Origin of the sequence: Youhaiella tibetensis (assembly GCF_008000755.1) — a bacterium.
In the GTDB taxonomy this organism is placed as follows: Bacteria; Pseudomonadota; Alphaproteobacteria; order Rhizobiales; family Devosiaceae; genus Paradevosia; species Paradevosia tibetensis.
The window spans coordinates 1,749,617-1,773,314 of the sequence record NZ_CP041690.1 but is presented as its reverse complement, the minus strand read 5'-3'; the positions used below and the strand labels follow the sequence as shown (position 1 = coordinate 1,773,314).

Below are 23,698 nucleotides of genomic sequence, written 5' to 3'. Positions count from 1 at the left end.
GGTGGGGGTTAGCGCAATGGCGCCCACGCCATCGTGCCTGCCCGCCAGGGCGGGTCCGGCAGGCTCCTGTGAGTTTTTCACACAGGCTCTTGTTGCTGCTTGCAATCGCAGACTCGTGTCGCTATGTAGAGCCCGCGCTGCCCGAGGGCAGCCCGCCGAGCCCCGCGCCCGGCCCCCGGAAAGGCCCCGCGCCTCCACCCGGTGGGGAATAGTTCAATGGTAGAACAGCGGACTCTGACTCCGTTAATCTTGGTTCGAATCCAGGTTCCCCAGCCAGCCTCTCAGCAAACTGAATGTTCCCAGCAAGTTGGCACCAACTTCCGCCGGACAGATCGCGTGGCTTCCCAGCGAGTTGGCCACCAGAGACGATTCGGATCGTGGTGTCGCTGGGGAGCTGTTTCAGACCTTTGCCTGCAATAGACGGGCGCTTGTCACGAGCTCAGATAGACCGAGGACGCGCTGGCCAATCGATAGCCTCGTCGTGCCGTACCCCAGCCTTGTGACGACACCGGCCAGCTCATGCCCAAGGATCGATGGCGTCCGGGCGCGGGAGGCGCGATCGCCAGGTCGAAGGCCACTCCAGCTCTGTGTTGACAAAGCCCGCCGCCTCGACCTGAAACACGACATCGTTGATCGCGGCCTTTGGCTCGGGTCTATCCATCAGCTTCATACCAGCCACCCGGCGTTCTGGTCCGTTACCGTGATTACTTTCATCGGCTGGTCTCCTGGGGTCGGCCGCTGCCGTCTGGCAGGCGGCGAATTCGTCACCGGCGATAGCTGGTGTGTATAGATTCCGTGCGGGCAGAAAATTGCATTATGGATCAGCCGTGCCCGTCCAGAGGCGGCGCAAGCAAGACGGCGAGGATGAGGTAATGGAACTCAACCAGATCAGATACTTCTTGAACCTGGCGGACACCCTCAACTTCACCGAAGCGGCCATGAGAAGCGGGATTTCGCAACCCACCCTCACCCGCGCAATCCAGCGTCTCGAACAGGAGCTGGGCGGAACGCTGGTCTATCGCGACGGCAAGGATAGTCGACTGACCGCGCTCGGCCGCGAAATACGATCTGAGTTCGCGGCGATCGCAGAGAGCGAGCAGCGGGTTCGCGCGATTTCTCTCAATCGGGTCCACGGTCGACGCGAGACGCTAACGCTAGGCATCGTCAACACCATCGCCCCGGCGCTGGTCACCGGCTTCCTCCAACACGCTCTTAACCAGATGCCGATGTTGGAACTGGTTCTCCGCCCCATCACCCGTGATGTGAGTCTGGAATACCTGCTCGGCGGTCAGATTGATGGCTGTTTTTGCACCGACCCGGTTGCCGGAAACAACAAGATCGCAACAGTTGAAATGTTTCGGGAGCGGCTGCTGCTGGCGATGGCGCAGCGGCACATATTGGCGAACCACGCTTCGGTAACTCTGGCCGAGCTATCGGAACTCCCCTATCTCGATCGCATCCAATGCGAGTTCCGCTCCCGGGTGCAGGACCACCTGCGCGAACGCACAATCATCATGATTCCGCGGCTTCGATCCGAGCGCGAGGATCTGATACAACAGGCCGTGGCAGAGGGCACCGGCGTTTGCATGCTGCCCGAGCGCTCAGCAATCGTCGGAGGCCTCGCCTTACGCCCAGTCGACACGATCGACCTCGCTCGCGTGGTAGCGTTCCAGACCATTTCGGGATCGGGCACACCCTTGGCGCTGCGACAGCTTCGCGTGCTGGTCGAACAGTTTAGTTGGGCATAAGCCGCCGGCATTCGAGGAGCACATGGAAATTATAGCCGAAGTGCATTGGACTCACCGGGATCGGATAACCATCTTCTGCAACAGAGAAATCCGAAGGAGTATCCAATGGCAGCCTACAAGAAGACAGAAGAAGCGATCGCCAGCCTGACCCCCGAGGAATATCGAGTGACGCAGCAGAGCGGAACCGAGCGCCCCGGGACCGGTGCCCTTCTCCATAACAAGGAGCCGGGCATCTATGTCGATATCGTCTCGGGCGAGCCGCTCTTCGCGTCCTCGGACAAGTACGAGTCCGGCTGCGGATGGCCGAGCTTCACCAAGCCGATCGAGCCCGCGAACGTAAATGAACTGCGCGACAACAGCCACGGAATGATCCGCACGGAAGTGCGTTCGACTTACGGTGATAGCCATCTCGGCCACGTCTTCCCCGACGGGCCGGTCGATCGCGGCGGCTTGCGCTACTGCATCAACTCGGCGTCGCTGCGCTTCGTGCCGCGCGCGGAGATGGAAAGCCAAGGCTACGGAGCCTATCTCAACCAAGTGGAGGATATCTGATGGCGACTGAACGTGCTGTTCTGGCCGGTGGATGCTTCTGGGGCATGCAGGACCTCATCCGCAGGCGTCCGGGCGTAATCTCGACTCGGGTCGGGTACACAGGTGGGGATGTGCAGAACGCGACGTATCGCAACCACGGCACCCACGCGGAGGCGATCGAGATCACCTACGATCCCTCGCAAACCACCTATCGCCAATTGCTGGAGTTCTTCTTCCAGATCCACGATCCGACGACGCTCAACCGTCAAGGAAACGATCGCGGCACGAGCTACCGTTCGGCGATCTTCTTCACCAGCGATGAGCAGAAGGCGATTGCGCTCGACACGATCGCGGACGTCGAAGCATCCGGGCTATGGCCAGGCAAGGTCGTCACCGAAGTCGAACCAGTCGGTGATTTCTGGGAAGCCGAGCCTGAGCACCAGGACTACCTTGAGCGCATCCCGAACGGATACACCTGTCATTTTCCGCGTCCGAACTGGGTGCTGCCTCACAGGACCGGATCTGCAGCCTAACTGTTCGCTGCCCTCGACAGAGGCTCAACAAGTCGAAGCGGCCCCGGGGATCTTGGGGCCGCCTGCGGTTGCCAGAACCCTCAACGATTATGAGGCGCAGGTTGGCCGCCGATGGGCGCTAAAGTCTGTATTTCGTAGCCGTAGCCTGGTCCCTCGGCGTCTCGCGCCTGTTCCCGGACATATGCGCCGCGGTTGGTGCCACCAGGATATCCGTTAGTTTCATTGGCCGCCTTCACCTGCTGTCCCCAGTTGGTGCTCGGGGAAGGAGGCGCTGCCAAAGCAGGCTGTCCGAGGAGGACAGTAAGAGGGGCTAAAAGTAGCAGTCGAACCATGGTTATACCTCCATGGCTAATCACTATCGCCGGTACCCTTGCTCGCCTCTAGCTCTTGCGGACTAGGGTTGAATATCACCGCCCCTATCCCGCGCCCGGCGCCCGATCCTCACAGTGAAGCTTTCCTGTGGCAAATACTCGGACGCGTGTCGAAATCCTGGCGGGCGGCGCGACTAGGGGAACACGCCCAGAGGGAGAAAACCATGAAGTACCTTTGCATCGTCTATTCGGACCACGACTCAGAAGCGCCGGAAAGTCCGGATAGCGTAAGCGTCAAGGATGCATGCATTGAACAGGATTTAGCGCTGTTCAAGGCCGGCAAACTCCACATGGCCAGCCCCTTGAAGGGACCGGAGACCTCGGTGGTGCTGAAGGCGCGCGATGGCCGCGTCTTGCGGACCGACGGACCGTTCATTGAAACAAAGGAATGGATAGCCGGATTTATGGTCATAGAGGCGCAAGATCTCGACGAAGCGATCGACCTGGCGATGAGCGGTCCGCCGGTCGGCATTCTCGAGTTGCGCCCCATCCTCGATGAGCAACACAGCAAGACCGGACAGGATCGCTCCATCTTCTTCAACCGCGAGGACCAACCATGAGCAGGTGAGAGCCTTAAGCGGCCGCTGCGGTGGTGGCGCGAGTGCGCGACGCGGATATGGTCCAATGCGCCAACGGCAAACGGCCGTGGCTAGAAAATGCCTGACGTCGTGCACCGCTCAAGCTCTCCGCGGAGTCTGCGGCGCCGAGGTGACCCCACCACCCATCAGGCCAAATGGGATGCACGCGGCAGGGGAATGTGAAATCTTCGACACTGCCGCCGCGTCGCTCGAGCCAGGCGAGCAGGCTGGCTCTCGTGTCTGATGTGATCTTGAACTGAACGGGCGGCCCGTGCACGCGCTTCGTCTTCCCCATTCGCGCGGCGCCTGGCCTACCGAAGGAACTGTGCTGGCCAATTGCTCTTGCAGCAACTGCGAGATGAGCTGGTGTAGTGGCTCCATGTCCGCCGCGCCTGTGGCTAACTGCTGACGTCCAGCGAGCCAGCAGACGGCAAGCGAGGCGACGCTGTAAGGCCCTCGGTCTCCCAGAGATAACCGGACGGCCGCTGTTTACCCAGCGTCGCCAAGCGGACTGAACAAATCTGGCGCCGCCTCGTTCAGACACATATGCGCGTCGGCCTTCCTCGGCAGCGCTGACCCGCTGAGTGCGGCCCTCACCGTCGCCTGACCACGACAGCATTGCGAGGATCTCTTGGCTTCACCTCTTGAACTGACGGCACTTCTCCTGACTCTGTCGGCCCTCTTTGGTTGGATAAATGGCCTGACATTTCGCATGCCGCGGACCATCGGCCTGCTGCTTCTGGGGCTCTTCGTCGCGATCGCACTAATCCTGGCGGAGATATTCTTCCCTCAGCAGACGCCATACGACGAGGTGGCCCGCTCCCTGGGCGAACTCGACTTCACCGGGTTGGTGATCGATGGAATGCTGGCGTTCATCCTCTTCGCCGGGGCGCTGCATACCGACTTCCGCGCGCTACACAGCCTGCGGGGGCCTGTCGCTTACCTGGCCCTCGTCGGGCCCCTTCTTTCCACGCTGATCGTAGGCCTGAGTTTCTGGTGGCTGTGCCAGTTCATGAGCCTGCCCGTCACGCTTCCCTGGGCCCTCGTCTTCGGCGCGCTGATCTGCCCGACCGATCCCATTTCCATCCTGGCGATCCTCAAAAGTGCCGGGCTGCCTAACCGGCTCCAGATGGAACTCAAGGGCGAAGCCATGTTCAACGACGGCGTCGGGATCGTGCTCTTTACGTTTCTTGTCGGCATCGCCTCCGGTCATGAGTCGCCGCATGTGGAACAGGCCGCGCTGGAAATACTCTGGGCAGCGGGCGGTGGCCTGGCCCTCGGCGCCACCACTGGCTACCTCGCCTATCGAGCAATGCGCGCCATCGATGATTTCGCGGTCGAAGTGCTGATCACCCTTGCTCTGGTGACGGCGACTTACGCCATTGCAGAGCGTATCGGAGCGAGCGGTCCCATTTCGACGGTGGCTGCGGGCCTGCTCGTGGGAAGTCGGGCTTCCAAGGACGCAATGAGCGAGGAAACGGAGAACTATGTTTCAGCACTCTGGACGATGATCGATCAGGTTCTCAATTCGGTGCTTTTCCTGTTGATCGGATTGGAAGTCCTCATCGTGGCTCCCGCACCGGAAAACTTCGTCGTCGCCGCTCTTGCCATCCCCTTGGTTCTGCTCGCCAGAGTGGCCGCTATCGGTGTGCCGTTCCTGTTGCCCGTCAGGCTCGACATCAAGCCCAGGAACATGGTCTTCCTCAGCTGGGCAGGAATACACGGGGGCATCTCCGTTGCGCTCGCCTTGGCGATCCCGCCCGGGGACGCCAAGCCGATTATCCTCGCCGCGACCTACGCAGTGGTGCTTTTTTCCCTGATCGTCCAGGCCTTGACCCTGCGTCCGCTAGCGCAGTGGCTGAACCTGTCCGGCGCAAACGAGGAGCCGAAGAAGGGCGCGTCCGACCCCGCGAGTCATGGCAGCGAGAAGTAGACCTCTCCCCTACCGCCTGGACTGGCAACAGGCGACATGCTCACTGCGTCGCCACGCCGGGCGGTAGATCGGGGCTAGAGGAAGATGGCGGGTTTGCCTCGAGATCGGAGATGAGTGCCTTCATTTCATCGATCTCGCGGACCTGCGCCTTTATGATCCCGTCGGCCAGGTCACGAACCCGCGGGTCCTTTATGTGCGCACGTGCACTGGTCATGATGGCGATCGAGTGATGCGGGATCATTGCCTTCATATAGTCGGCGTCGCTGACCGTGGCCTGGCTGCGAACCAGCCATAGCGAACCGGCGAACAAGACCACCGCTCCAGCGAGTATCGCCATATTGGCAGTCCGGTTCTCGTACATCTTGAGCATGAACAGCAGCATGATGACCGCCATGGTCGCGCCCATCAGCAGCGCCATCCACGCTCTTGTCTGGCTCCAGAACACATGATCGATCGCAAAGGTGTTCAGGTACATCAGGCCGAACATCACCACGGTGGACGTGGCAATCATGGCGGCAGATCGTAGATAGCTCATCGGATTCTCCATGGGATCATCCTGACGCAACGTGACGGGCGGGCGACGGTTCGAAAAAACTCGAGAGCCGCAGGGGTGTCGGGCTGGGGTTACTCCGACGCATGCTCCTGGCTGATCAGGAGGACACTCGCGAACACGATCCCGAAGCCAAGCAAATGAACCCATCGGAATGGCTCGCCCAGAAGCAGATAGGACAAGGCAAGGGCCGACGCCGCCATAGCGCCCATGAAGGCCGCGGCCACTGATCCTTGCGCGTGTGCCAGCCCGAGTACCAGAGCCAGCTCCCGAGCGCGAGCGTGCCCAGCCCGTACCAGGCCAGTGCAAGCCAGGCTGACCAGCCAACCGATGAGATGTCGAATGCCGTCCACTGAGGGCGAAAGGCAATTGTTGACCAGGATGTCAAGAGCGCCCAACGTCTTGACGGTCTTCGATTGCCCTGTGCGTGGTATCGGCATCCTGCTCCTCGTCCAGATGCACGATGGCGACGTCCGCGCCCTCGCGCGCGAAAAGGATCGCAACGGCCCGTCCGATCCCGGAATCGCCTCCGGTGATCAAGGCCGCCTTGCCCTCGAGTTTGCCCGAACCCTTATAGAACGGCGCGTCATACATCGGCGCCGGTTCCAGCAGCGCTTCCTTGCCGGGTTTGGGCTGATGCTGAGGCGGAAACGGCGGTTCCGGATACTGGCGCGCCCCCGCCCGCATCGCCTCCGATCGCCGTTTTGGCGCCTCGGCGTCATCCGATGCGACTTCCTTCCGAATGGCCTTCCGCCGAGCGACGGTCGAATCTCTTCCCATGGGATGCTCCTGTGTTGAGGAGTCAACTTTTCGACGCGTGGATGGTTCAGCGAGTGAAGGAAGGTAGTCCTTGAATGGGGACGGCGCGACGCAAGGCGTGAGGCAAAAGAAGGTCACGCTATTCCGGGGCTGGCTGTTCAACGAGATGGCGTGGACGCTTCTCGCTAGAAGCCCTTGGAAATCCTGATCTGCCCATTCTGGCCCTGATAGCCGGGGCGCCATTCCCCTGTGTAGTCCATGCGCATCGAAAGGCCGTTGGCGGAATGGAGGGAGGCGGCGAGACCCAGTTGGATACCGTCCGCACCACCGCCCGAATGTGTGACGGCCAGTCGCTGTCCGCCTAGAGTGGCGGTAGTGGTTGCGCTGTTGCCGGCATAGTCGTGTAGCCAGGCCAGGCCGATCTCGGTGGCTAGGTCGCCCAAGGCGGTGTTCGTGCCCCACGAGAGGCTGGCGCCCAGATCCTGCGCAATGCTGGTGGCACTGGCTGGCTCAATCGTCAGGTTCGCCGCGCCTGCGCCGGTTTCCTCATAGCCGTTGCTACGGGCGTGGATGACGCGCAGGCCCAGGCGAGGCGTTAGCGTCACTCCGCCCAGGGGGAGGTCATAGCCAATCCGGGCATCGGCAGCGTAATGCTGGCCGACGAAGCTCGACTCGGCCGTGGCGCCCAGGAAACGGATGGGGCGCTTCTGCTCGGTGTGGGTCCCGCCCAGGCCCAGCTGGCCTTCGAGGACGAAGCCGCTCTGGCGAAAGGTGCCGTAGACGCTGCCCTGATAGGTCTGGGAATTGCTGGTCGATCCGCTCGTATTGCCGCTGCCTGTCATGCCGGTCTGCACCCAACCCAGGGCTGCGCCGCCGCTGAAACGGTCGGAGAACTGGCGATCGATCCCGGCAACCAGACCGACATTGTAGGCTGACGTCTCATCGCCCCCGCCGTCAGCGCTGCGCCGCGACGCACCACCCAGGACTTGGCCCCAGAGTGACCATGCATCGCGCGGCGGCGTGAGCAGCTGGGCGAATGGGTCGTCGATGACGTCGGTCGGCGCATAGGGCAGCGCGAGCGCACCCGGCGCGCTGCCGGAGTATGAAAAGCTGGCCAGTTGCCGATTGCGAAGAGTGTCGGCAAGAGCGTTGGCCGCCTGGTGAGAGGCGCCGATCAGGTTGCTCGGAGCCAACTGCCTGATAGCGTCTCCCTGTTCGTCGCCCGGTTGGGTGTCGATCGCGTTAAAAACGGACTGGAAGCTGGCGCGGCTGGGGCCATCGAAAATGGCGTCCAGTGCGACACCGATGATCTCGCCATTCCCGCCCGCAGCGCGGCCCTTGGCAGTATATGTATTGGCATCGTCTCGCGTCAGCACAACGACTAGATCTTCGCCGTCCTGTTCCAGGCGGGCGGCAAGACCGTTGGTGACCGCCACAGTGGCGGTGTTGTTGCTGTAGCTGCCGGTGCCGCCGGCATCGACAAGCACAAAGCGCTGGTCGAGAGCCAGGTTCGGGCCCGAGACCGTAACGGTGCTGTTTGAGATGGTGGCGTCGCCGGACACCGAAAGATAGCCATAATCGATGGTGCCATTACTCGCGGTCGCGACCAGCCGTCCACCGGTTTGGACATAGTCACCGGTAATGGCGATAGCGTTGTCCACTTGCAGGACGGCGCCTGTATTAGTGACCGCATAGGCGCCGACGTCGATATTGCTGTTGAGCAGCAGATAGCCTTCTTTGAAGATGAGGTTGGCCGCGGTGCTGGTGATTGAACCCCGGTGCGCTGCGCCGGTGGTGCCGTCCGAACCCGTCAAGATGCCCATGTGCGCCGCATCCGCACCACCGCTCAGCGTCAGACTTACGGTCGAGGCGTTGGTTATGTCTCCGGCGATGGTACCGGTATTGGTGATCTGGGTAATCGCACCACCAATCTCGTTGCGGATCGCTACGCCATCGCTCCGGATGGTGCCGGAATTGGTGATGAGATCGAGCGTGCCGGAATTGCGGATGCCGTAATCGTCACCCTGGATCGTGCCGTCCGGATCATTGAGTATCTCGCCAATGTGCCCGGCATTGTCGATGCCAGCGACGGTCCCCTGCACGAAGGCATCATCCATGTTCCATACGCGACTTACAGAACCAGTCGATTCGATGAGAATGCCGACGCCGGCGGCGCCGGTCCCCTCGGTCGTGCCGTTGTTGTTGAAATCGCTTAGGTCGCCGCGGACGACGAAGCCAGTGTCTGTTCCTGAAACCAGATTGTTGTTGCGAAAAGTGCCACCTGTGCCGGTGTAAAGGATGGCCTCATCCGCCCCACGACCTCGCCCGTTCCCGTATCATACCAGTCGATGTCGAGGTCGCCGCCTTCCCAGCTAAGGCAGGCGACCGATCCGGTCACGTGAGTGGTTGAACTAATTATGAGCCCGCACGCGGCCAATGCCGCCTGTGGCGTTGTCACCCATATCAGGCCACATAGCGCAGGCACGACGGCCGCATTCCAAAGAGCGATGGCCCTGGCCGATGGCAAAGAAGGTAAAAAGAAGCGTCGGATTCCTGCGATACGGAGCGAGTACGCTGGCCACAGGCCATCAATACGAGCAAACCGGCCGCTTGGCATCACGCTCTCTCTCCGCAGTCTGATCCGATGTCGACAACAGTCGGAATGGCCTCCTTCGGCGGCGACGTGAACACTGTCACTCGCCCCTCGACGTAGGAAACCGGTCTGCCTTAGGCGAGTCAACCCTTTACTGCCCAATGAGAATTTGGCCTTTCAGGGGACAACGTTCTTCCGGCATCTTCGATTGCCGTGGCCTCGATCACCGTCTCCCGTGACGAGTGTCATGGGCTGGCGTGTCGCCGAGACGGTGATCCCCCTGCCCTCTTCGACGAGCGAGCCGCCCAGTTCGCCACGGATGGATCTGTCATTGAACGTCTGCACAACAAGACTATGATTTCGCCTGCGTCCCTCTTGTCCGGAATTGCACCCGATGCCCACTGGTGAGAGGTCTGCTGATTTTTCTGGCCTACTGATCAACCCGTCTTACGCGGCGATGCCGGCGCAGACGCGCGCTGCCATCGAGGCACGCGGGCATGTCCGGCATCTGGTGGCCAGCGAACAACTGTTCAGCAAGGGCGATCCGAGCGACGGCGCCTATGCCCGTCTGTCAGGGCAGGTCGAACACAGCACGCTGTCGCCGTCCGGCCGACATTCAATAGTCAACATCGTCGAGCTCGGTAAGTGGTTGGGCGACATCTCGACCATTGATGGTGCCGGACGAACGATGGATTGCTGGGCATTGACGGATGCTACACTGATGCACCTTGCCGCCCGAGATTTTCTTGCCTTGGTGGATGCGCACCCTGCCTTTGCCCGGATGCTGATCCTGATCCAGGGGCAGCGCGTGCGGGAGGCGCTGGCTTGGATCGAAGCCCTGACCAAGCTTGGGGCCGAAGGGCGACTGGCCGAACGTCTGCTGATTTTCGCCAAGAGTCGCGGCCATCGGGTGGAAGGCGGAGTTCGCCTCGAGTTGAAACTTACCCAGGAGGTGATCGCCGAGCTCATCGGCACCACCCGCCAGCGGGTCAACCAGGTGTTGAACCAGTGGCAGAACGATGGGCTTATTCGCCTTGATGATCGCCACATCGTTATCCTCGATGAAGCGGGATTGCGGGACTATGTCGATCTCGCCTAGAGCGGCCACGGATCCGGAAAGGTCGACCGGCCTTCGGCCTAGTCGGCATCACGGCCAGGCGTGATGCTGTTGACCACGTAAGCGTCCTGCGGATTTGGCACGAAGTAACCCCTTGGCGAGAGTCAATCCGGCGACGTCTCCGACCAGCGCAGACAGGCTGCCACTTGCAACATTGTGGTGGCGTTGCACCGCCCTTTTCCGCTGCAAATTTCTGACAGACGGCGCCTGCCATCTTTAATAGCGTCAAATCACAGGCGGACTTTAGCACTGTAAGTGTCGACGTTTGACTGTTTAGCCGAAGCAGCAAAAGAAGGCGAAACAACAACATAGAGCCGCCAGGTGAGCGGGAACGCTAGTGTTCTTTTTTGCCTGCCAGCCCGCGTCAACCTTTGAACCATTTCGCTCGACAGGAGAGACGAGATGCAGATGACGACTCTGGTGCAGGTTGCGGCTTTGACGGCGAGCCTGTTTTTGGGGGTTGCTGCGGCGAGTGCCGCGGACCTCACCACCGTCCAAACCACTGATGGCATGGTGCACGGCACCGAGGCCAACGGTGTGATCTCATTCAAGGGCATCCCGTTTGCCGCACCCCCTGTGGGCGAGTTGCGGTGGAGGGCACCTCAGCCTCCCGCTCCATGGAGCGCGGTACTCGAAGCCGCAGAGTTCGGCCCGGCCTGCATGCAGACGGACGATATTCCCAAGTCCGAGGACTGCCTTACCCTGAACGTGTGGCGCCCGGCCGAAGCGAGCAAGGCGCCGCTCGCTGTGATGGTCTGGATCTATGGCGGTGCGCTGGCTCACGGAAACACCGCGCAGTATCCTGGCGACGCCATCGCACGCCAAGGCGTCATCATGGTGAGCATGAACTACCGCATGGGACGGCTCGGCTACTTCGCCTTTCCCCAGTTGCTGGAGGACGAGAAGACCGAGCTCTTCGGCAACTACGGCTACTACGATCAACTCGCGGCCCTGAAATGGGTGCAAGCAAACATTGGTGCCTTTGGCGGCGACCCGGCCAATGTAACCATTTTCGGCGAATCCGCGGGCGGCGGCTCGGTGCTCTCTCACATGGTCTCGCCCCTATCGCGCGGCCTTTTCGCCAAGGCGATCCTGCAATCTCCTGGGGTGCCCTCGGCCCGTGCGGGTAGCCTGCCACTGAGCTCGCTCGATGATGCGCAGAAGATCGCGATGGACTACGCTCGGACACTCGGCATCGTCGTTGATGGAAAGCTGGGCCTCACCCGCCTGCGCGCCATGCCGGTCGAGAGCCTCGTCGATGACGCCTCTGCCGCCCAGGCCGTGGCTGCACTGAGCACCGGTGTCCCCGTTCCTGGATTTTCGAGCTCCATGATCGACGGCAAGTTCCTCACGGACACACCCGATGCCCTGCTAAAGGCTGGCAGCTGGGCCAAGGTGCCGGTTCTGGTGGGCGCCAACAGTGCTGACCTGGGGGTCGGTGTTGCCACCACCAAGGATGAACTCTTCGCCCTGTTCGGCGACAAGGCCGACGCCGCCCGAAAGCTCTACGACCCTGATGGCACAGCCGATTTCGACGAATTGAAGGTGCAAGTGCTGGCCGACAAGACGCTGGTCGAGCCTTCGCGCCACCTCGCAGACCTCGTCGCCGCCTCGGGCGAACCGATCTGGTGGTACCGCTTCTCGTACGTCGCGACGGCGGCGCGGGAGCAGCAAAAGGGCACAAAGCACGGCTTCGAGATCCCTTACACGCTGAACGTCCCCGCCGCGCTCGTCGGCAACAAGGTGAGTGAAGACGACAAGGCCATGGGTACGCTCGCCAGCGCCTACTGGGTCAGTTTCGCCAAGACCGGTGATCCGAATGGAGAAAACCGCCCCAACTGGCCGGAGTACAAACCCGGCGCTGAAACGGTCTTCAACTTCGGCAACGAGGGCACGGGCGTGATGCCCGACCCAATCAAGGCAAGACTCGATCTTTGGGCCGAGATTTATGACCAGGACTAGCTAACCGGCCCGGCTCTGGGTGCATGTAACGCTCAGAGCCTCTAGGTCGCATCGCGATCCGCCAGCCACGGCCGCCAAAGCATCGTTTCAAGAACAATCAGCATGGCGAGGACGAACAATGTGCCTCTCGCCTGACCAAGAAATTGCGTTGTGGCCGCCCCAATCAGCATGCCAGTAACGAGCAGCAACCAAGCCGAGATCTCGAGGAAGACCAGAGATGTTCGCTTGGGGCGGGCCAGCGCCTCACCCAGCGCAAAGAGATACCCCGTAACATAGCCGCGCCCGAGCTCTACGCCTTCGACCTGGCGATGCAGCACCGAATGCGTGCCGACGAGCGCCACGAGGGCCAGGGCGGAAGGAAGGGCGGCATGGTCCAAAGCCAAGACTATGGAAGCCGCAGCGATGGCCGCTTCAAGCGCCAGAACGCTCGTCATCGACCATCTTGCCGGTACATTGTCCAGGAGCCCCGTGCCGACGGATACGCCGAAGACGAAGGTCAGGATGACGCCTAGCGCCAGACCTGCCCCAGTCGTATTCGCCTGAACGAGTTGTTGAGCGAGGTGTCCGCTATTGCCGCTCATGAAGCTGGCATAGAGATTTCCGAGATTGGTATAGGCGAGACCGCTGACATAGCCTTGCAGCGCAGTTCCCATGCTGGCGAACGCCAAATCACTGAATGGCGTCCCATTGAGGTATACGCATGGGCGGAGAAATCTTGGCATCGTGGTCAGCTCTGCATTTCGGACGTGCCAAAATGGGCACTGATTGCAGCCAGCGAAATCATGCCTCCAAATGAGCGAACCATACGAAGGGTGGCCCATCCGCGGAGTGACCTAAACCAGCGTATAGTATCAATTCTTCGCACGGCCGGCACATTCGGTGACATCAGATACCGGAGGGGTCGGAATGCCAGTGTCGTTCGAGAGAGAAGCCACAAGACAGATACTCGGTTCAACCGAAGCGCTTGCGCAGTTGCTGGCTATGGCCGGGCACGACCTGCGCCAGCCGCTGCAAGTGGCGCGCCTGAGTATCGAGCGGGCAGTAGAACAGGGCTTGACGGATCAGGCCGCTGACAGGTTGCGCCTGGCCGTCGCCGCTCTGGACCGGCTGAACTTTGAGCTGGAAGACATTGCCCATGTCTCCCAACTGGGCCGGGCATCAGGTCAGATAGCTCCCGTTTCCCTCGACAACATCTTCGAGGGCATTGAAGAAGACTGGCGCAACTATGCCGAGGCCTGCTCGATAACGCTTGCCGTTCGCCTGTCCGGCTTGCTGGTGCTTTCGGATGGGCGTCGGCTCAAGTCGATCCTGCGCAACCTCGTCGGCAATGCCATCCGCTACAGCCCTCGTGGCGGCGCGGTCTTCGTGTCGGCTCTCGTCGAGGCCGACGCGGTTCGCCTCATCGTCGAGGACGAAGGCAGTGGCATTCCGGCCAGGCAACTCGATCGCATCTTCGACGCCTTCGAGCGTGGCAGCCAGGCGGAGCAAACAGAGGGCCTCGGACTTGGATTGACCATTGCTCGTGAACTGGCAATGTCGCTCGGGCACCGAATGTCTGTTCACTCGATCGACGGGCAAGGCTCGACATTTTCTCTGTCCGCCCCACGCTATGTGGCACCAGTGAATATCGATCATGATCGATTGCAGGACCGACCACGCAACGGCCAGGCCCTCCACGTGATCGCCCCCGCGCTGCGCTGAAACAACCCTGGAGTAACAAGGCCCGATGCCGTTCCAATCCCGCTACAAGTCGGTCAATCCCCACATCTATCGGGCGGGCGGCATTGTCCTGACGGCCTCCATCTTTCTCTTTGACGTGCTGTCGCCGTTGGAGGGGGCAGTGGCGGTCCTCTACGTGCTCTCGATCTTCCTGGTCGCCCATAGTGGCCGACGCTGGGAGATTGTGGCGATGGCGGTCACCTGCCTCGTCCTCACCGTGCTTGCCTATGTGATCTCGCATGGTTGGCCGTTGCGCGATGCACCCGCGCTGCGGGCCCTGGTCAGCATGGCAGCGGTGGCCATCGCTCTGACGCTGGCCCTGCGGAACCAGGCCGCGACACAGACCCTCGCCGCCCAGGCGCAGCTCATCGATCTTTCCCACGACATGATCTTCGTCACTGACATGAACGGCGTCATCTTGTTCTGGAACCGGGCCGCACAAGACACCTATGGCTGGTCGGCGCCAGAAGCCATCGGAAAAAGGGTCGACGATCTTCTGCAAACCGTCTTCCCTGTCGACCGGGCGAACGCGCAGCGGACTCTTCTGGAAACCGGCCGATGGGATGGCACGACGGAGCACACGACGCGAGGCGGCGCGAAGCTTACCCTCGAAAGCCGATGGGCTCTGGCGCACGGGCCTGACGATGCCATCCTCGGCATCATGGAAACTCATACCGACGTCTCCGAACGCAAGGCAGCGCATGCCGCGCTCGTGCAGAGCGAGCGCCGGTTTCGCCGGATGTTCGACGCCACTCGTATGGGTGTAGTTCAGGAAGACTGGTCGGACGTCCTGGCGGCCCTTGATGCTGCCGAGGGCCGCGAACTGAATGCCGACTTCGTGCAGAACGCGCGCAGGCTGGTGCGCATTACTGGTGTTAATCCCGCGCTCCAGCGCATTGTCGGCGCAAGCAGCGATGGCGAGTCGGCTGCCCACCGGACGGCGGATGATATCCTTGCCGAGACCGACCGCTCATTTGCTGCGGCGCTGGCAGCATTCGCGCGGGGAGACGCCTTCTTCGAGGGTGAGACCGAGGTGGTCGCCTCCGATGGCAGGCTAGTCCCGGTGCTCTTCACCATCACCTTCCCAACCAGCGCTGATGACGGCGACAGCGTCCTGGTCTTCATGCTCGACGTGACCGACATCAGGCATGCCCAGGATGCCCTGCAGCAAGCGCAGGCCGAACTCGCCCACGCAGCACGCGTCGCGACTCTGGGCGAGTTGACCGCGTCGATCGCCCATGAGGTCAATCAGCCGCTGATGGCCATCGTGACCAATGGCGAGGCGGGGATGCGCTGGCTCCATCGCGATCCTCCGGAGCTTGGCGAAGTAGAGACTTCGCTGGGTCGCGTCGTCGCCGAAGGGCGCCGTGCCGCAGAGATCGTCAAGCGCATTCGCGCTTTCCTCCAAAAAGCGCCGAGCCAGAAGGTCGAACTGGACATCGCAACCATTGTCGACGATGCGGCCTTGTTGGTCGACCGCGAGTTGGCTCGTTCCGGCGCCCAGCTCATCGCGGACGTCGCCCCCAACTTGCCTGGTGTTCTGGGCGACCGCGTGCAGCTGCAACAAGTGTTGGTCAATCTTCTCGTCAATGCCATGCAGGCCATGGACGGTCAGGACGGAGCACAGCGCGTTTCCATCGCCGCACGGCCCGGCAAGAATGGCACTGTCGAGATATCAGTGCGTGATAGTGGACCGGGCATCGCGCCCGAGCATGTCGCCAGTCTCTTCGAGCCATTTTACACCACCAAGGCCGAAGGCATGGGCATGGGTCTTCCCATATGCCGCACCACGGTCGAAGCCCACGGCGGCACTCTGACGGTAAACGCCAATCCGGGGCTTGGGGCGGAATTCGTCATTACACTGCCCTCAACGGCATCGGGGACAACATGATCCGGCAAACCAGCAATCAACCCGCCTCGCCTTCTACCCCGGCGGCCCCTTTCGTGGCGGTCGTCGACGACGACCCTTCGGTCCTCGATGCGCTCGACAACCTGCTACGGTCGGTTTCACTGGCGACCCGGCTCTTCGCCACGCCCGGCGAGCTTCTCGCCGCGCAACTGCCGGACGGGCCTGGCTGCATCGTGCTTGACGTGCGACTGCCCGGCGTCAGCGGCCTCGATTTCCAGGAACACCTTGCAAAGAGCGGCATAGACCGGCCGATTGTGTTCATGACCGGCCATGGTGATATCCCCATGACAGTGAGGGCGATGAAGGCTGGCGCCGTCGACTTTCTCGCCAAGCCGTTCCGTGATCAGGATATGCTCGACGCCGTCATGGCCGCCATAGAACGAGACACGGCGAACAGGGCCGCCAATGCCGCATTGGGAGGCTTACGGTCCGAGTTCGACAGCCTCACTTCGCGCGAGCGCGAAGTGATGACACATGTGGTGGCCGGGCTGATGAACAAGCAGGTGGCCGGCATTCTCGGGCTCAGCGAAATCACGGTCAAAATCCATCGCGGCAACGTCATGCGCAAGATGGGCGTCCGCACCCTCGCAGATCTGGTGCGTAAGGGCGAAGCGCTGGGCCTCAAGAAAGCGCCATGAGGACAAACCTCCGTATAATTTCGCAGAAGCCGGCTTTGGGCGACAACGGGCGAAACGCTGCCTGCCCCATATGCAGCCAACCCCGCAGATCAAGATGACCACACACCAGACCATCGCAATCGTCGATGACGACGAGGGCGTCCGCACCTCCCTTTCCAACCTCCTCCGATCCTTCGGCTATGATGTCGACACCTATGGCTCGGGCGTGGAATTCCTCGAAAAGGGGCGAGACCGGCCCGCAGACTGCATCATCACAGACGTTCAGATGCCGCACATGCGCGGTGACGAACTGCAGAACCGCCTCATCGAGACGGGTTCGACAACGCCAATGATTTTCATGACCGCCTTTCCGACCGAGGCCATACGCGGGCGCGTCATGGAAGCGGGCGCGCGCGCGTTTCTCGAAAAGCCGGTCGAAACGGCATTGCTGCTGCGTCACATCGAAGATGCGGTAGCCTGATATACCTAGGTATGATGACGCCACCCCAGCGTAGGATTATCTTCGCTGGCTCCCTCTCCTAGCCTCGCCTGGTCAATCAAAGGCACCCGCAAGGAGACATGCAAATGGCCGACGGATACATTACCCTCAGAGACGGCACCCGCTTCTTCTACAAGGATTGGGGCAGCAAGACCGCCCAGCCCATCGTGTTTCACCACGGCTGGCCGCTTTCCGCCGACGATTGGGACGCGCAAATGCTGTTCTTCGCGGCACAGGGTTTCCGCGTTGTCGCTCATGACCGGCGAGGCCACGGGCGCTCCACCCAGACCGATACCGGCAATGACATGGACACCTACGCCGCCGATGTCGCCGAACTGGCCGCGGCACTGGATTTGCGAAACGCCGTTCATGTCGGGCACTCGACCGGCGGCGGAGAGGTAGCCCGATATGTCGCGCGCTACGGCAACGATCGCGTCGCCAAGGCAGTATTGATCGGCGCCGTTCCGCCCATCATGGTCCAGTCCGAAAAGAACCCCGGCGGTCTTCCGAAATCGGTGTTCGACGGTTTCCGCAGCGCGCTCGCCGCCAATCGCGCGCAGTTCTACCTCGACGTCCCCAGCGGGCCGTTCTACGGCTTCAACCGCGCGGGCGCCGCTGTGTCGGAAGGCACGATCCGCAACTGGTGGCGGCAGGGTATGATGGGTGGCGCCAAGGCGCATTACGACTGCATCGCGGTCTTCTCCGAGACCGATTTCACCGATGATCTACGCCTGATCGAGGTGCCGACCCTCGTCCTGCATGGCGAAGACGATCAGATCGTGCCAATCGCCGATTCAGCGCTGCTCTCGATCAAGCTGCTCAAGCACGGCACGCTCAAGACCTATGCGGGCTATCCGCACGGCATGGCGACGACCCATGCCGATGTGATCAATGCGGACCTCCTCGCCTTCATCAGGAGCTGAACTCACCCGGGACCATACGCAAGTATGGCCGCAACAACCCGACGGTGAATGGAGACGGGCAGAGGCACCGCCTAGCCTGTCTCCATCGACAAAATCCCAAAAGGAATTCAGTCATGGATGCCACTGCAGCCACCTCGCGCCACGTCGTACGCCTCGGCCAGGAAAACCCGCGTTTCAGCGGCCCCCTCGGGTTCATTTCACACATGGATGGCGCGACGCTCGCGATTCTGCGCCGCCTGTCCCTGCGTCGACTGGTGCTGGAAAAGGGCGGCGTGCGTGAGCCTCACTGGCATGCCAATGCCCACGAACTCGGATATTGCGCCACGGGAGAAGCGTTGGTCACCATCGCCGCCAACCATGCCGAACGCGAAAGCTTCGTGGTCGAAGCGGGCGACATGTTCTTTGTGCCTTCCGGCGCGATGCACAGCATCGAGAACCTCAATGACGGCCGCACCGAACTGATCCTGGCTTTCTCCCATGAGCGGCCGGAAGACTTCGGCATGAAGGCGGCGTTTGACGCCATGAGCGACGCGGTGCTCGGCAATACCTATGATCTGCCCGCTTCCGCCTTCGAGATGCTCGACCGCAGGACGAGCGTTCCGAAAATCCTTGGACTTACGACCGCCCCGCTGGTCGAAGGCCAGGCCCGGCACGTCAACGCCTATAAATATTCATTGGAAGCGACGCCGCCGCAGATCACTTTTCCCGCCGGCACCGCACATACCGCAAAATCGGCTCTTTGGCCGGTTCTGCGCGATATCGCCATGTTCTCGGTGGTGATCACCCCGAGGGGGATGCGCGAGCCGCATTGGCACCCGGAAACCGCCGAAATGGGCTATGTGCTGTCCGGCACCGGGCGCATGACCATTCTCGACCCCGATGGCAGCACCGACACTTATATCGTTGGCCCCGGCGACGCCTACTTCATCCCGCCGGCCTACCCGCACCACATTGAGAATGTGGGCGAAGACAATTTCCATGTCCTCGTGTTCTTCGATCAGGCCTCGCCCGGTGATGTCGGCTATCGCTCGCTGATCAATGTCTATCCGCGAGACCTGGTCGCAATCGCATTGGGCATGGCGGAAGACGACCTGCCCCACTTCCCCTTCACCGAAATCGATCCGCTGCTGGTGCCCCGCACCAATCCGATCGATCCCATCTCCTGACCTAGCCCAGAAGGAAACGTAAATGTCGACCAAGAATGCCCTGCGCACCCCAACCGACCTCGGCGAGAATGCCACCCGCGATGTCGGGGCAGCGCTGACCACCCTGCTTGCCGATACTTTCGCGCTTTATCTCAAGACCAAGAACTTTCACTGGCATATGTCCGGGCCGCATTTCCGCGACTATCACCTCATGCTCGACGAACAGTCCGATCAGATCCTTGCCATGACCGACGATGTCGCGGAACGCGCCCGCAAGATCGGCAGCACTACTTTGCGCTCGGTTGGCCACATCTCCCGTCTGCAGCGTATCCCCGACAACGACGCTCCCTACGTCACCCCGGAAGACATGATTGCCGAACTTGCAAGCGACAATCGGCAGTTTGCTGCCTATCTGCGCGCAACCCACGCAACCGCCGAAGAACACAGCGACGTAGCGACCGCGAGCCTGATCGAAACCTGGATCGACGAAACCGAACGCCGCGCCTGGTTCCTATTCGAAACCACCCGCCACTAAACAAAGCTGCCGGTCCACGGGGGCCGGCAGCACCACACCCTGTTCCAGCTGTCGAACGAGATCGGCCAGTTCCGAAAAACCGACGGAACGCGTGGCGGGCGCTCGAGCGGCAATTTGCATTACACCACCTCCGTGAAGCTGCGCGGTCCCTCGGCCCCGTTCGCCGGTATCTGTCCGCTCGCCCCAACGATGTGTCGAGTGCGGCCCCCTCGCCGCCCGCGCCGTTTCCCTTTCAAAAACAGCACCCCTCTTGCTTCACCAATCGGCACCGTGGGAACGCCGATTTTCCTCCGCACACTTCATTTGGGCATTTGTTCAACGGACGAGCAATTGTCACATAAGCGTTGCACGCGGCCGCTAAGCGTTGGGTCGTGGCTTCAAGATGCAGCTTGGCCACCACTTCACACCGAGCCGACCCGTAGAGGAATCTCATGAGCAAATTCGTTAGGGGCGCCGCCGTGGCGGGAGCCGCGGCCTGCCTATTGGCATCGCTTGCTTCGCCTGCATGGGCCCAGGACAAGACTTCCATCGAGTGGTGGTACGCCAATGGCGGCCGCGTCGAGGAAGGCATTCAGAAGATCATCGCCGACTTCAATGCCAGCCAGGACAAGTACGAAGTCGTCGGCATCAAGAAGGGCAATTACGAAGAGACCTTCGCTGCCATGATCGCGGCCTACCGCGTTGGCCAGCATCCGAGCATCATCCAGTCCAGCGAACGCACGTTCCTGACCATGATCGACTCCAACGCGATCGTGCCGGTCAGCGAATTGATGACCCAGCAGGGCTACACCGTCGACTGGGCCAATTTCGTCAAGCCGGTCGCCGATTTCTACCTGGTGGGCGACACGCCCGCCGCCATGCCGTTCAACTCCTCGACCGCCGTGATGTGGTACAACGCCGACCACTTCAAGGCCGCCGGATTCGATGGTCCGGCCGCCACCTGGCCGGAATTCGAGAAGCAGCTCTACGCCATTAAGGAGAAGGGCATCTCCGAGTGCGCGATGGCGCTCAACAGCGATTTCTACTGGAGCCTGATCGAAGGGTATTCCTCGATCAACGACTATCCGTTCGGCACCAAGGGCAATGGTTTCGAGGGTCTGGATACCGAGTACGTCTACAACACGACCCCGGTGGTCCAGCAGGTCGAACGCCTCAAGAAGTGGATCGATGACGGCGTGATCCAGCTTGCCGGGCAGGGCCTGTCACCGATGCAGCTCTATACCTCGGGCACCTGCTCGACCATCTCGGCTTCGACCGCCGGACATGCCGACGTTGAAGCGAACGCCAAGTTCAACTGGAGCGCTGCTTTCCAGCCGCATGAAGAAGGCGTCGAGCCACACAACAGCAATATCGGCGGGGCCGCGCTCTGGGTCCTCAAGGGCAAGACCGATGCCGAGAACGCCGCCGCTGCCGCGTTCCTCAACTTCATCGCCCAGCCGGATACTCAGGCCTGGTGGAGCGAGTGGACCGGCTATGTCCCGGTGACCAACGCCGCCTACGAGAAGATGAAGGCCGCCGGCTTCTTCGAGAAGCACCCGACCCGCGAAATCGCCATCAAGCAGCTTTCCCAGGGCACGCCGACCGTCAACTCGCGCGGCTTCCGCTTCGGCAACTCGAACCAGACGTCCGCCATCCTCGTGGAGGAGATCCAGGCGGCCTGGACTGGCCAGAAGACCGTCCAGCAAGCTCTCGACGCGGCTGTCTCTCGCGGCAATGAAGTCCTGCGCCAGTATGAGCAGCTCCATGCAGCCCAGTGAGGCCACGGCTCTGAAGGGGGCGCCGAAAGGCGCCCTCTTCTCCGGCTGGAGCGCCGGCCTGGCTGGCCTGCTCGCTCCGAGCGAGGAAGGCCTCAAGCGCAGCTATTTCAAGGGCACGGGGCTCGCCGCGGCGTTGCTTTCGCCACAGCTGATCATCCTGTTGTTCTTCTTTTTCGTGCCGTCCTGGAAGGCGCTTTCGCTGGCCTTTGTCCAGATCGATCCGTTCGGCGGCAAATCCGTGTTCGTGGGGCTGCGCAATTTCGTCGAGCTGTTCGCCAGCGAGAACTATCGCTACAGCGCCTGGCTGACGTTCTGGTTCACCATCACGCAGAACATCATCACCCTCGTCATAGCGGGCGCCCTGGCCTTTGCGATCGACCACATCGTGCGTGCACGCTACGCCTATCGCACCGTCATCCTCCTGCCCTACGCCATCGCCCCGGTGGTCACCGGCGCCATGTGGGCATTCCTGTTCAACCCCTCGGTCGGGCCGATCGCCGGGTGGCTGCACGCGATGGGGCTGCCGTGGGATCCGAACCTGCGCCCCTGGGACGCGGTGGTGCTGATCACCATGGCCTCGGTGTGGAACCACATCTGCTATGATTTCATCTTCCTGACCGCGGCCATGCTCGCCGTTCCGCAATCCCTGCGCGAGGCCGCCGCCATCGACGGCGCCAGCCAGTGGCGGCGGTTCCGCACCATCACTGTGCCGCTGGTGATGCCCACGGTCTTCTACCTGTTCATCATCAACTTCGTTTACGGCCTCTTCGACACCTTCGGCATCATCGACGCGGTCACCCGCGGCGGTCCCGCCGGCTCGACGACCACGCTCGTCTACAAGGTCTACCAGGACGGCTTCGTCAACTTGAACCTCGGCTCGTCGGCGGCCCAGTCGATCGTGCTGATGGCACTGGCCGTGCTGTTCACCATCCTCCAGTTCCGCGCCCTCGATCGCAGGGTCAACTACCAGGTCTAGCCATGGTCGAGCGCAATCCCGTTCTCACAATCATCTGTCACCTGATCCTGCTTGCCGGGGCGGCGCTCGTGTGCCTACCGCTCTATTTCGCGTTCGTCGCCGGGTCCCATACGGGGGCGGAAATGAACCAGGTGCCCTTCCCTCTCCTGCCTGGCGATCAGTTCGTCGAGAATGCCGGCAAGGCCTGGCAACAGGGCAATTTCTCGCGCGTGTTCTTCAACTCGTTCGTGGTCACGCTTGGCATCGTCTTCGGCAAGATCGCAACTTCGATCATCGCCGCCTTCGCCATCACCTATTTCCGGTTTCCATTCCGGCGGACCGCGTTCTGGCTCATCTTCATTTCGCTGATGCTGCCGGTGGAAGTGCGCATCCTGCCGACCTACGAGGCCGTTGCCGATGTCGCCGGGCCGGTGCGCTGGGCGCTCGACGTCCTGGGGATCAGCTCGGTCATCGCTACTCTCACCGGCTACAGGATCGATGCCGGCTTCAACTGGAGCCTCGTCAACACCTATTCGGGGCTCATCTTCCCGATCATCGCCTCGGCGACCGCGGTCTTTCTCTTTCGCCAGTTCTTCCTCACGGTCCCTGATGAATTGTGCGAGGCGGCCAAGCTCGACGGGACGAGGCCGATGAAGTTCCTGTTCCAGATCCTCCTGCCGCTCTCCATTCCCAACATCGCTGCGCTGGCAATCATCCTCTTCATCGCCGGGTGGAACCAGTACCTCTGGCCCATGCTGTTCACGACCGACAAGAACATGGCCACCGCCATCGTCGCTCTCAAGAACTTCGTCCCCGTCGGGGACTCCGAGGGCGGGTGGGAAATCGCCATGGCGGCCTCCTTCTTCGTGATGCTGCCGCCCACCCTCGTCATCCTTTTCCTGCAGCGCTGGTTCGCCAAGGGCCTCGTTGATTCAGGCAAGTAATTCCAACCGATAGGTGTTCC

The 23,698-nt window shown here is 61.6% G+C and carries 21 protein-coding genes, 1 tRNA gene and 2 pseudogenes; 18 read left to right on the top strand and 6 right to left on the bottom strand.

Annotation, left to right across the window (positions count from 1 at the left end):
* Positions 1 to 202 precede the first annotated feature (202 nt).
* Positions 203 to 276, top strand: a tRNA-Gln gene (locus FNA67_RS08460).
* A 162-nt stretch (positions 277 to 438) separates the two neighbouring features.
* On the opposite strand, the pseudogene FNA67_RS08455 reads toward FNA67_RS08460, so the two are convergent.
* Positions 439 to 714, bottom strand: a pseudogene (locus FNA67_RS08455) (alcohol dehydrogenase catalytic domain-containing protein); the annotation flags it as partial.
* Positions 715 to 872: 158 nt separating this feature from the next.
* Between FNA67_RS08455 and FNA67_RS08450 the strand changes: the two are divergent.
* The 5 genes from FNA67_RS08450 to FNA67_RS08425 all read left to right on the top strand — a co-directional run bounded on the left by FNA67_RS08450 (position 873) and on the right by FNA67_RS08425 (position 5,694).
* On the top strand, positions 873 to 1,748 hold the full coding sequence (locus FNA67_RS08450; protein WP_147655740.1) for a LysR family transcriptional regulator: 876 nt from the start codon (positions 873 to 875) through the stop codon (positions 1,746 to 1,748).
* A gap of 105 nt (positions 1,749 to 1,853) precedes the next feature.
* Positions 1,854 to 2,300, top strand: coding sequence for a peptide-methionine (R)-S-oxide reductase MsrB (gene msrB, locus FNA67_RS08445; RefSeq protein WP_147655739.1), 447 nt, complete (start codon positions 1,854 to 1,856; stop codon positions 2,298 to 2,300).
* Positions 2,300 to 2,812: a peptide-methionine (S)-S-oxide reductase MsrA gene (msrA, locus tag FNA67_RS08440; protein ID WP_049704765.1), complete on the top strand. Its 513-nt coding sequence runs from the start codon at positions 2,300 to 2,302 to the stop codon at positions 2,810 to 2,812. Before msrB ends, msrA begins: the two co-directional genes overlap by 1 nt.
* A gap of 535 nt (positions 2,813 to 3,347) precedes the next feature.
* Positions 3,348 to 3,743, top strand: coding sequence for a YciI family protein (locus tag FNA67_RS08435; RefSeq protein ID WP_147655738.1), 396 nt, complete (start codon positions 3,348 to 3,350; stop codon positions 3,741 to 3,743).
* Between the two features lie 649 nt (positions 3,744 to 4,392).
* On the top strand, positions 4,393 to 5,694 hold the full coding sequence (locus tag FNA67_RS08425; RefSeq protein ID WP_147655737.1) for a cation:proton antiporter: 1,302 nt from the start codon (positions 4,393 to 4,395) through the stop codon (positions 5,692 to 5,694).
* Positions 5,695 to 5,734: 40 nt separating this feature from the next.
* On the opposite strand, the gene FNA67_RS08420 is transcribed toward FNA67_RS08425, so the two are convergent.
* The 4 genes and pseudogenes from FNA67_RS08420 to FNA67_RS08405 all read right to left on the bottom strand — a co-directional run bounded on the left by FNA67_RS08420 (position 5,735) and on the right by FNA67_RS08405 (position 9,120).
* Positions 5,735 to 6,229, bottom strand: coding sequence for a DUF305 domain-containing protein (locus tag FNA67_RS08420; protein ID WP_147655736.1), 495 nt, complete (start codon positions 6,227 to 6,229; stop codon positions 5,735 to 5,737).
* 89 nt (positions 6,230 to 6,318) lie between these two features.
* A complete protein-coding gene (locus FNA67_RS22475; protein WP_147655735.1) occupies positions 6,319 to 6,684 on the bottom strand; it encodes an EamA family transporter in 366 nt (121 codons plus the stop codon).
* A pseudogene (locus tag FNA67_RS08410) lies at positions 6,656 to 7,024 on the bottom strand (SDR family NAD(P)-dependent oxidoreductase); the annotation flags it as partial. The gene FNA67_RS22475 and the pseudogene FNA67_RS08410, both read right to left, overlap by 29 nt.
* A 164-nt stretch (positions 7,025 to 7,188) precedes the next feature.
* Complete coding sequence (locus FNA67_RS08405; protein ID WP_147655733.1) at positions 7,189 to 9,120, bottom strand: autotransporter family protein; 1,932 nt, start codon at positions 9,118 to 9,120, stop codon at positions 7,189 to 7,191.
* 870 nt (positions 9,121 to 9,990) lie between these two features.
* Between FNA67_RS08405 and FNA67_RS08400 the strand changes: the two genes are divergently transcribed.
* Both FNA67_RS08400 and FNA67_RS08395 read left to right on the top strand, forming a co-directional pair.
* Positions 9,991 to 10,695 (top strand): Crp/Fnr family transcriptional regulator, encoded by a 705-nt coding sequence (locus FNA67_RS08400; RefSeq protein WP_147655732.1) that lies wholly within the window; start codon positions 9,991 to 9,993, stop codon positions 10,693 to 10,695.
* Positions 10,696 to 11,115: 420 nt separating this feature from the next.
* Positions 11,116 to 12,675: a carboxylesterase/lipase family protein gene (locus FNA67_RS08395; protein WP_147655731.1), complete on the top strand. Its 1,560-nt coding sequence runs from the start codon at positions 11,116 to 11,118 to the stop codon at positions 12,673 to 12,675.
* A gap of 41 nt (positions 12,676 to 12,716) precedes the next feature.
* On the opposite strand, the gene FNA67_RS08390 is transcribed toward FNA67_RS08395, so the two are convergent.
* The gene (locus FNA67_RS08390) at positions 12,717 to 13,328 is read right to left on the bottom strand and encodes a DUF1275 family protein (RefSeq protein ID WP_170267254.1); all 612 of its coding nucleotides are present in this window, start codon (positions 13,326 to 13,328) and stop codon (positions 12,717 to 12,719) included.
* Between the two features lie 253 nt (positions 13,329 to 13,581).
* On the opposite strand from FNA67_RS08390, the gene FNA67_RS08385 reads away from it, so the two are divergent.
* The 10 genes from FNA67_RS08385 (at position 13,582) to FNA67_RS08340 (ending at position 23,678) form a co-directional block, all read left to right on the top strand.
* Complete coding sequence (locus FNA67_RS08385; RefSeq protein WP_147655729.1) at positions 13,582 to 14,376, top strand: sensor histidine kinase; 795 nt, start codon at positions 13,582 to 13,584, stop codon at positions 14,374 to 14,376.
* A 25-nt stretch (positions 14,377 to 14,401) separates the two neighbouring features.
* Positions 14,402 to 16,285, top strand: coding sequence for a PAS domain-containing sensor histidine kinase (locus tag FNA67_RS08380; RefSeq protein WP_147655728.1), 1,884 nt, complete (start codon positions 14,402 to 14,404; stop codon positions 16,283 to 16,285).
* On the top strand, positions 16,282 to 16,941 hold the full coding sequence (locus tag FNA67_RS08375; RefSeq protein ID WP_147655727.1) for a response regulator transcription factor: 660 nt from the start codon (positions 16,282 to 16,284) through the stop codon (positions 16,939 to 16,941). Before FNA67_RS08380 ends, FNA67_RS08375 begins: the two co-directional genes overlap by 4 nt.
* Positions 16,942 to 17,035: 94 nt before the next feature.
* Positions 17,036 to 17,401: a response regulator transcription factor gene (locus tag FNA67_RS08370; RefSeq protein WP_049707919.1), complete on the top strand. Its 366-nt coding sequence runs from the start codon at positions 17,036 to 17,038 to the stop codon at positions 17,399 to 17,401.
* Positions 17,402 to 17,505: 104 nt separating this feature from the next.
* Complete coding sequence (locus FNA67_RS08365) at positions 17,506 to 18,342, top strand: alpha/beta fold hydrolase (RefSeq protein ID WP_147655726.1); 837 nt, start codon at positions 17,506 to 17,508, stop codon at positions 18,340 to 18,342.
* A 113-nt stretch (positions 18,343 to 18,455) separates the two neighbouring features.
* Positions 18,456 to 19,508: a cupin domain-containing protein gene (locus FNA67_RS08360; RefSeq protein ID WP_147655725.1), complete on the top strand. Its 1,053-nt coding sequence runs from the start codon at positions 18,456 to 18,458 to the stop codon at positions 19,506 to 19,508.
* Positions 19,509 to 19,530: 22 nt separating this feature from the next.
* On the top strand, positions 19,531 to 20,022 hold the full coding sequence (locus FNA67_RS08355; RefSeq protein ID WP_147655724.1) for a Dps family protein: 492 nt from the start codon (positions 19,531 to 19,533) through the stop codon (positions 20,020 to 20,022).
* Between the two features lie 431 nt (positions 20,023 to 20,453).
* A complete protein-coding gene (locus FNA67_RS08350) occupies positions 20,454 to 21,779 on the top strand; it encodes an extracellular solute-binding protein (RefSeq protein WP_049704752.1) in 1,326 nt (441 codons plus the stop codon).
* Complete coding sequence (locus FNA67_RS08345) at positions 21,766 to 22,755, top strand: ABC transporter permease subunit (RefSeq protein WP_147655723.1); 990 nt, start codon at positions 21,766 to 21,768, stop codon at positions 22,753 to 22,755. Before FNA67_RS08350 ends, FNA67_RS08345 begins: the two co-directional genes overlap by 14 nt.
* Positions 22,756 to 22,757: 2 nt before the next feature.
* Positions 22,758 to 23,678 carry an ABC transporter permease subunit gene (locus FNA67_RS08340; RefSeq protein WP_147655722.1) on the top strand — a complete coding sequence of 307 codons (921 nt, stop codon included), beginning with the start codon at positions 22,758 to 22,760 and terminating at the stop codon, positions 23,676 to 23,678.
* The last annotated feature ends 20 nt before the right edge of the window (positions 23,679 to 23,698 follow it).

Coding starts and splice junctions, on each gene's coding strand:
- FNA67_RS08450 (WP_147655740.1), top strand. CDS start 873: ATGGAACTCAACCAGATCAGATACTTCTTGAACCTGGCGGACACCCTC.
- msrB (WP_147655739.1), top strand. CDS start 1,854: ATGGCAGCCTACAAGAAGACAGAAGAAGCGATCGCCAGCCTGACCCCC.
- msrA (WP_049704765.1), top strand. CDS start 2,300: ATGGCGACTGAACGTGCTGTTCTGGCCGGTGGATGCTTCTGGGGCATG.
- FNA67_RS08435 (WP_147655738.1), top strand. CDS start 3,348: ATGAAGTACCTTTGCATCGTCTATTCGGACCACGACTCAGAAGCGCCG.
- FNA67_RS08420 (WP_147655736.1), bottom strand. CDS start 6,229: ATGAGCTATCTACGATCTGCCGCCATGATTGCCACGTCCACCGTGGTG.
- FNA67_RS22475 (WP_147655735.1), bottom strand. CDS start 6,684: ATGCCGATACCACGCACAGGGCAATCGAAGACCGTCAAGACGTTGGGC.
- FNA67_RS08405 (WP_147655733.1), bottom strand. CDS start 9,120: ATGGATGATGCCTTCGTGCAGGGGACCGTCGCTGGCATCGACAATGCC.
- FNA67_RS08400 (WP_147655732.1), top strand. CDS start 9,991: ATGCCCACTGGTGAGAGGTCTGCTGATTTTTCTGGCCTACTGATCAAC.
- FNA67_RS08395 (WP_147655731.1), top strand. CDS start 11,116: ATGCAGATGACGACTCTGGTGCAGGTTGCGGCTTTGACGGCGAGCCTG.
- FNA67_RS08390 (WP_170267254.1), bottom strand. CDS start 13,328: ATGGGAACTGCGCTGCAAGGCTATGTCAGCGGTCTCGCCTATACCAAT.
- FNA67_RS08385 (WP_147655729.1), top strand. CDS start 13,582: ATGCCAGTGTCGTTCGAGAGAGAAGCCACAAGACAGATACTCGGTTCA.
- FNA67_RS08380 (WP_147655728.1), top strand. CDS start 14,402: ATGCCGTTCCAATCCCGCTACAAGTCGGTCAATCCCCACATCTATCGG.
- FNA67_RS08375 (WP_147655727.1), top strand. CDS start 16,282: ATGATCCGGCAAACCAGCAATCAACCCGCCTCGCCTTCTACCCCGGCG.
- FNA67_RS08370 (WP_049707919.1), top strand. CDS start 17,036: ATGACCACACACCAGACCATCGCAATCGTCGATGACGACGAGGGCGTC.
- FNA67_RS08365 (WP_147655726.1), top strand. CDS start 17,506: ATGGCCGACGGATACATTACCCTCAGAGACGGCACCCGCTTCTTCTAC.
- FNA67_RS08360 (WP_147655725.1), top strand. CDS start 18,456: ATGGATGCCACTGCAGCCACCTCGCGCCACGTCGTACGCCTCGGCCAG.
- FNA67_RS08355 (WP_147655724.1), top strand. CDS start 19,531: ATGTCGACCAAGAATGCCCTGCGCACCCCAACCGACCTCGGCGAGAAT.
- FNA67_RS08350 (WP_049704752.1), top strand. CDS start 20,454: ATGAGCAAATTCGTTAGGGGCGCCGCCGTGGCGGGAGCCGCGGCCTGC.
- FNA67_RS08345 (WP_147655723.1), top strand. CDS start 21,766: ATGCAGCCCAGTGAGGCCACGGCTCTGAAGGGGGCGCCGAAAGGCGCC.
- FNA67_RS08340 (WP_147655722.1), top strand. CDS start 22,758: ATGGTCGAGCGCAATCCCGTTCTCACAATCATCTGTCACCTGATCCTG.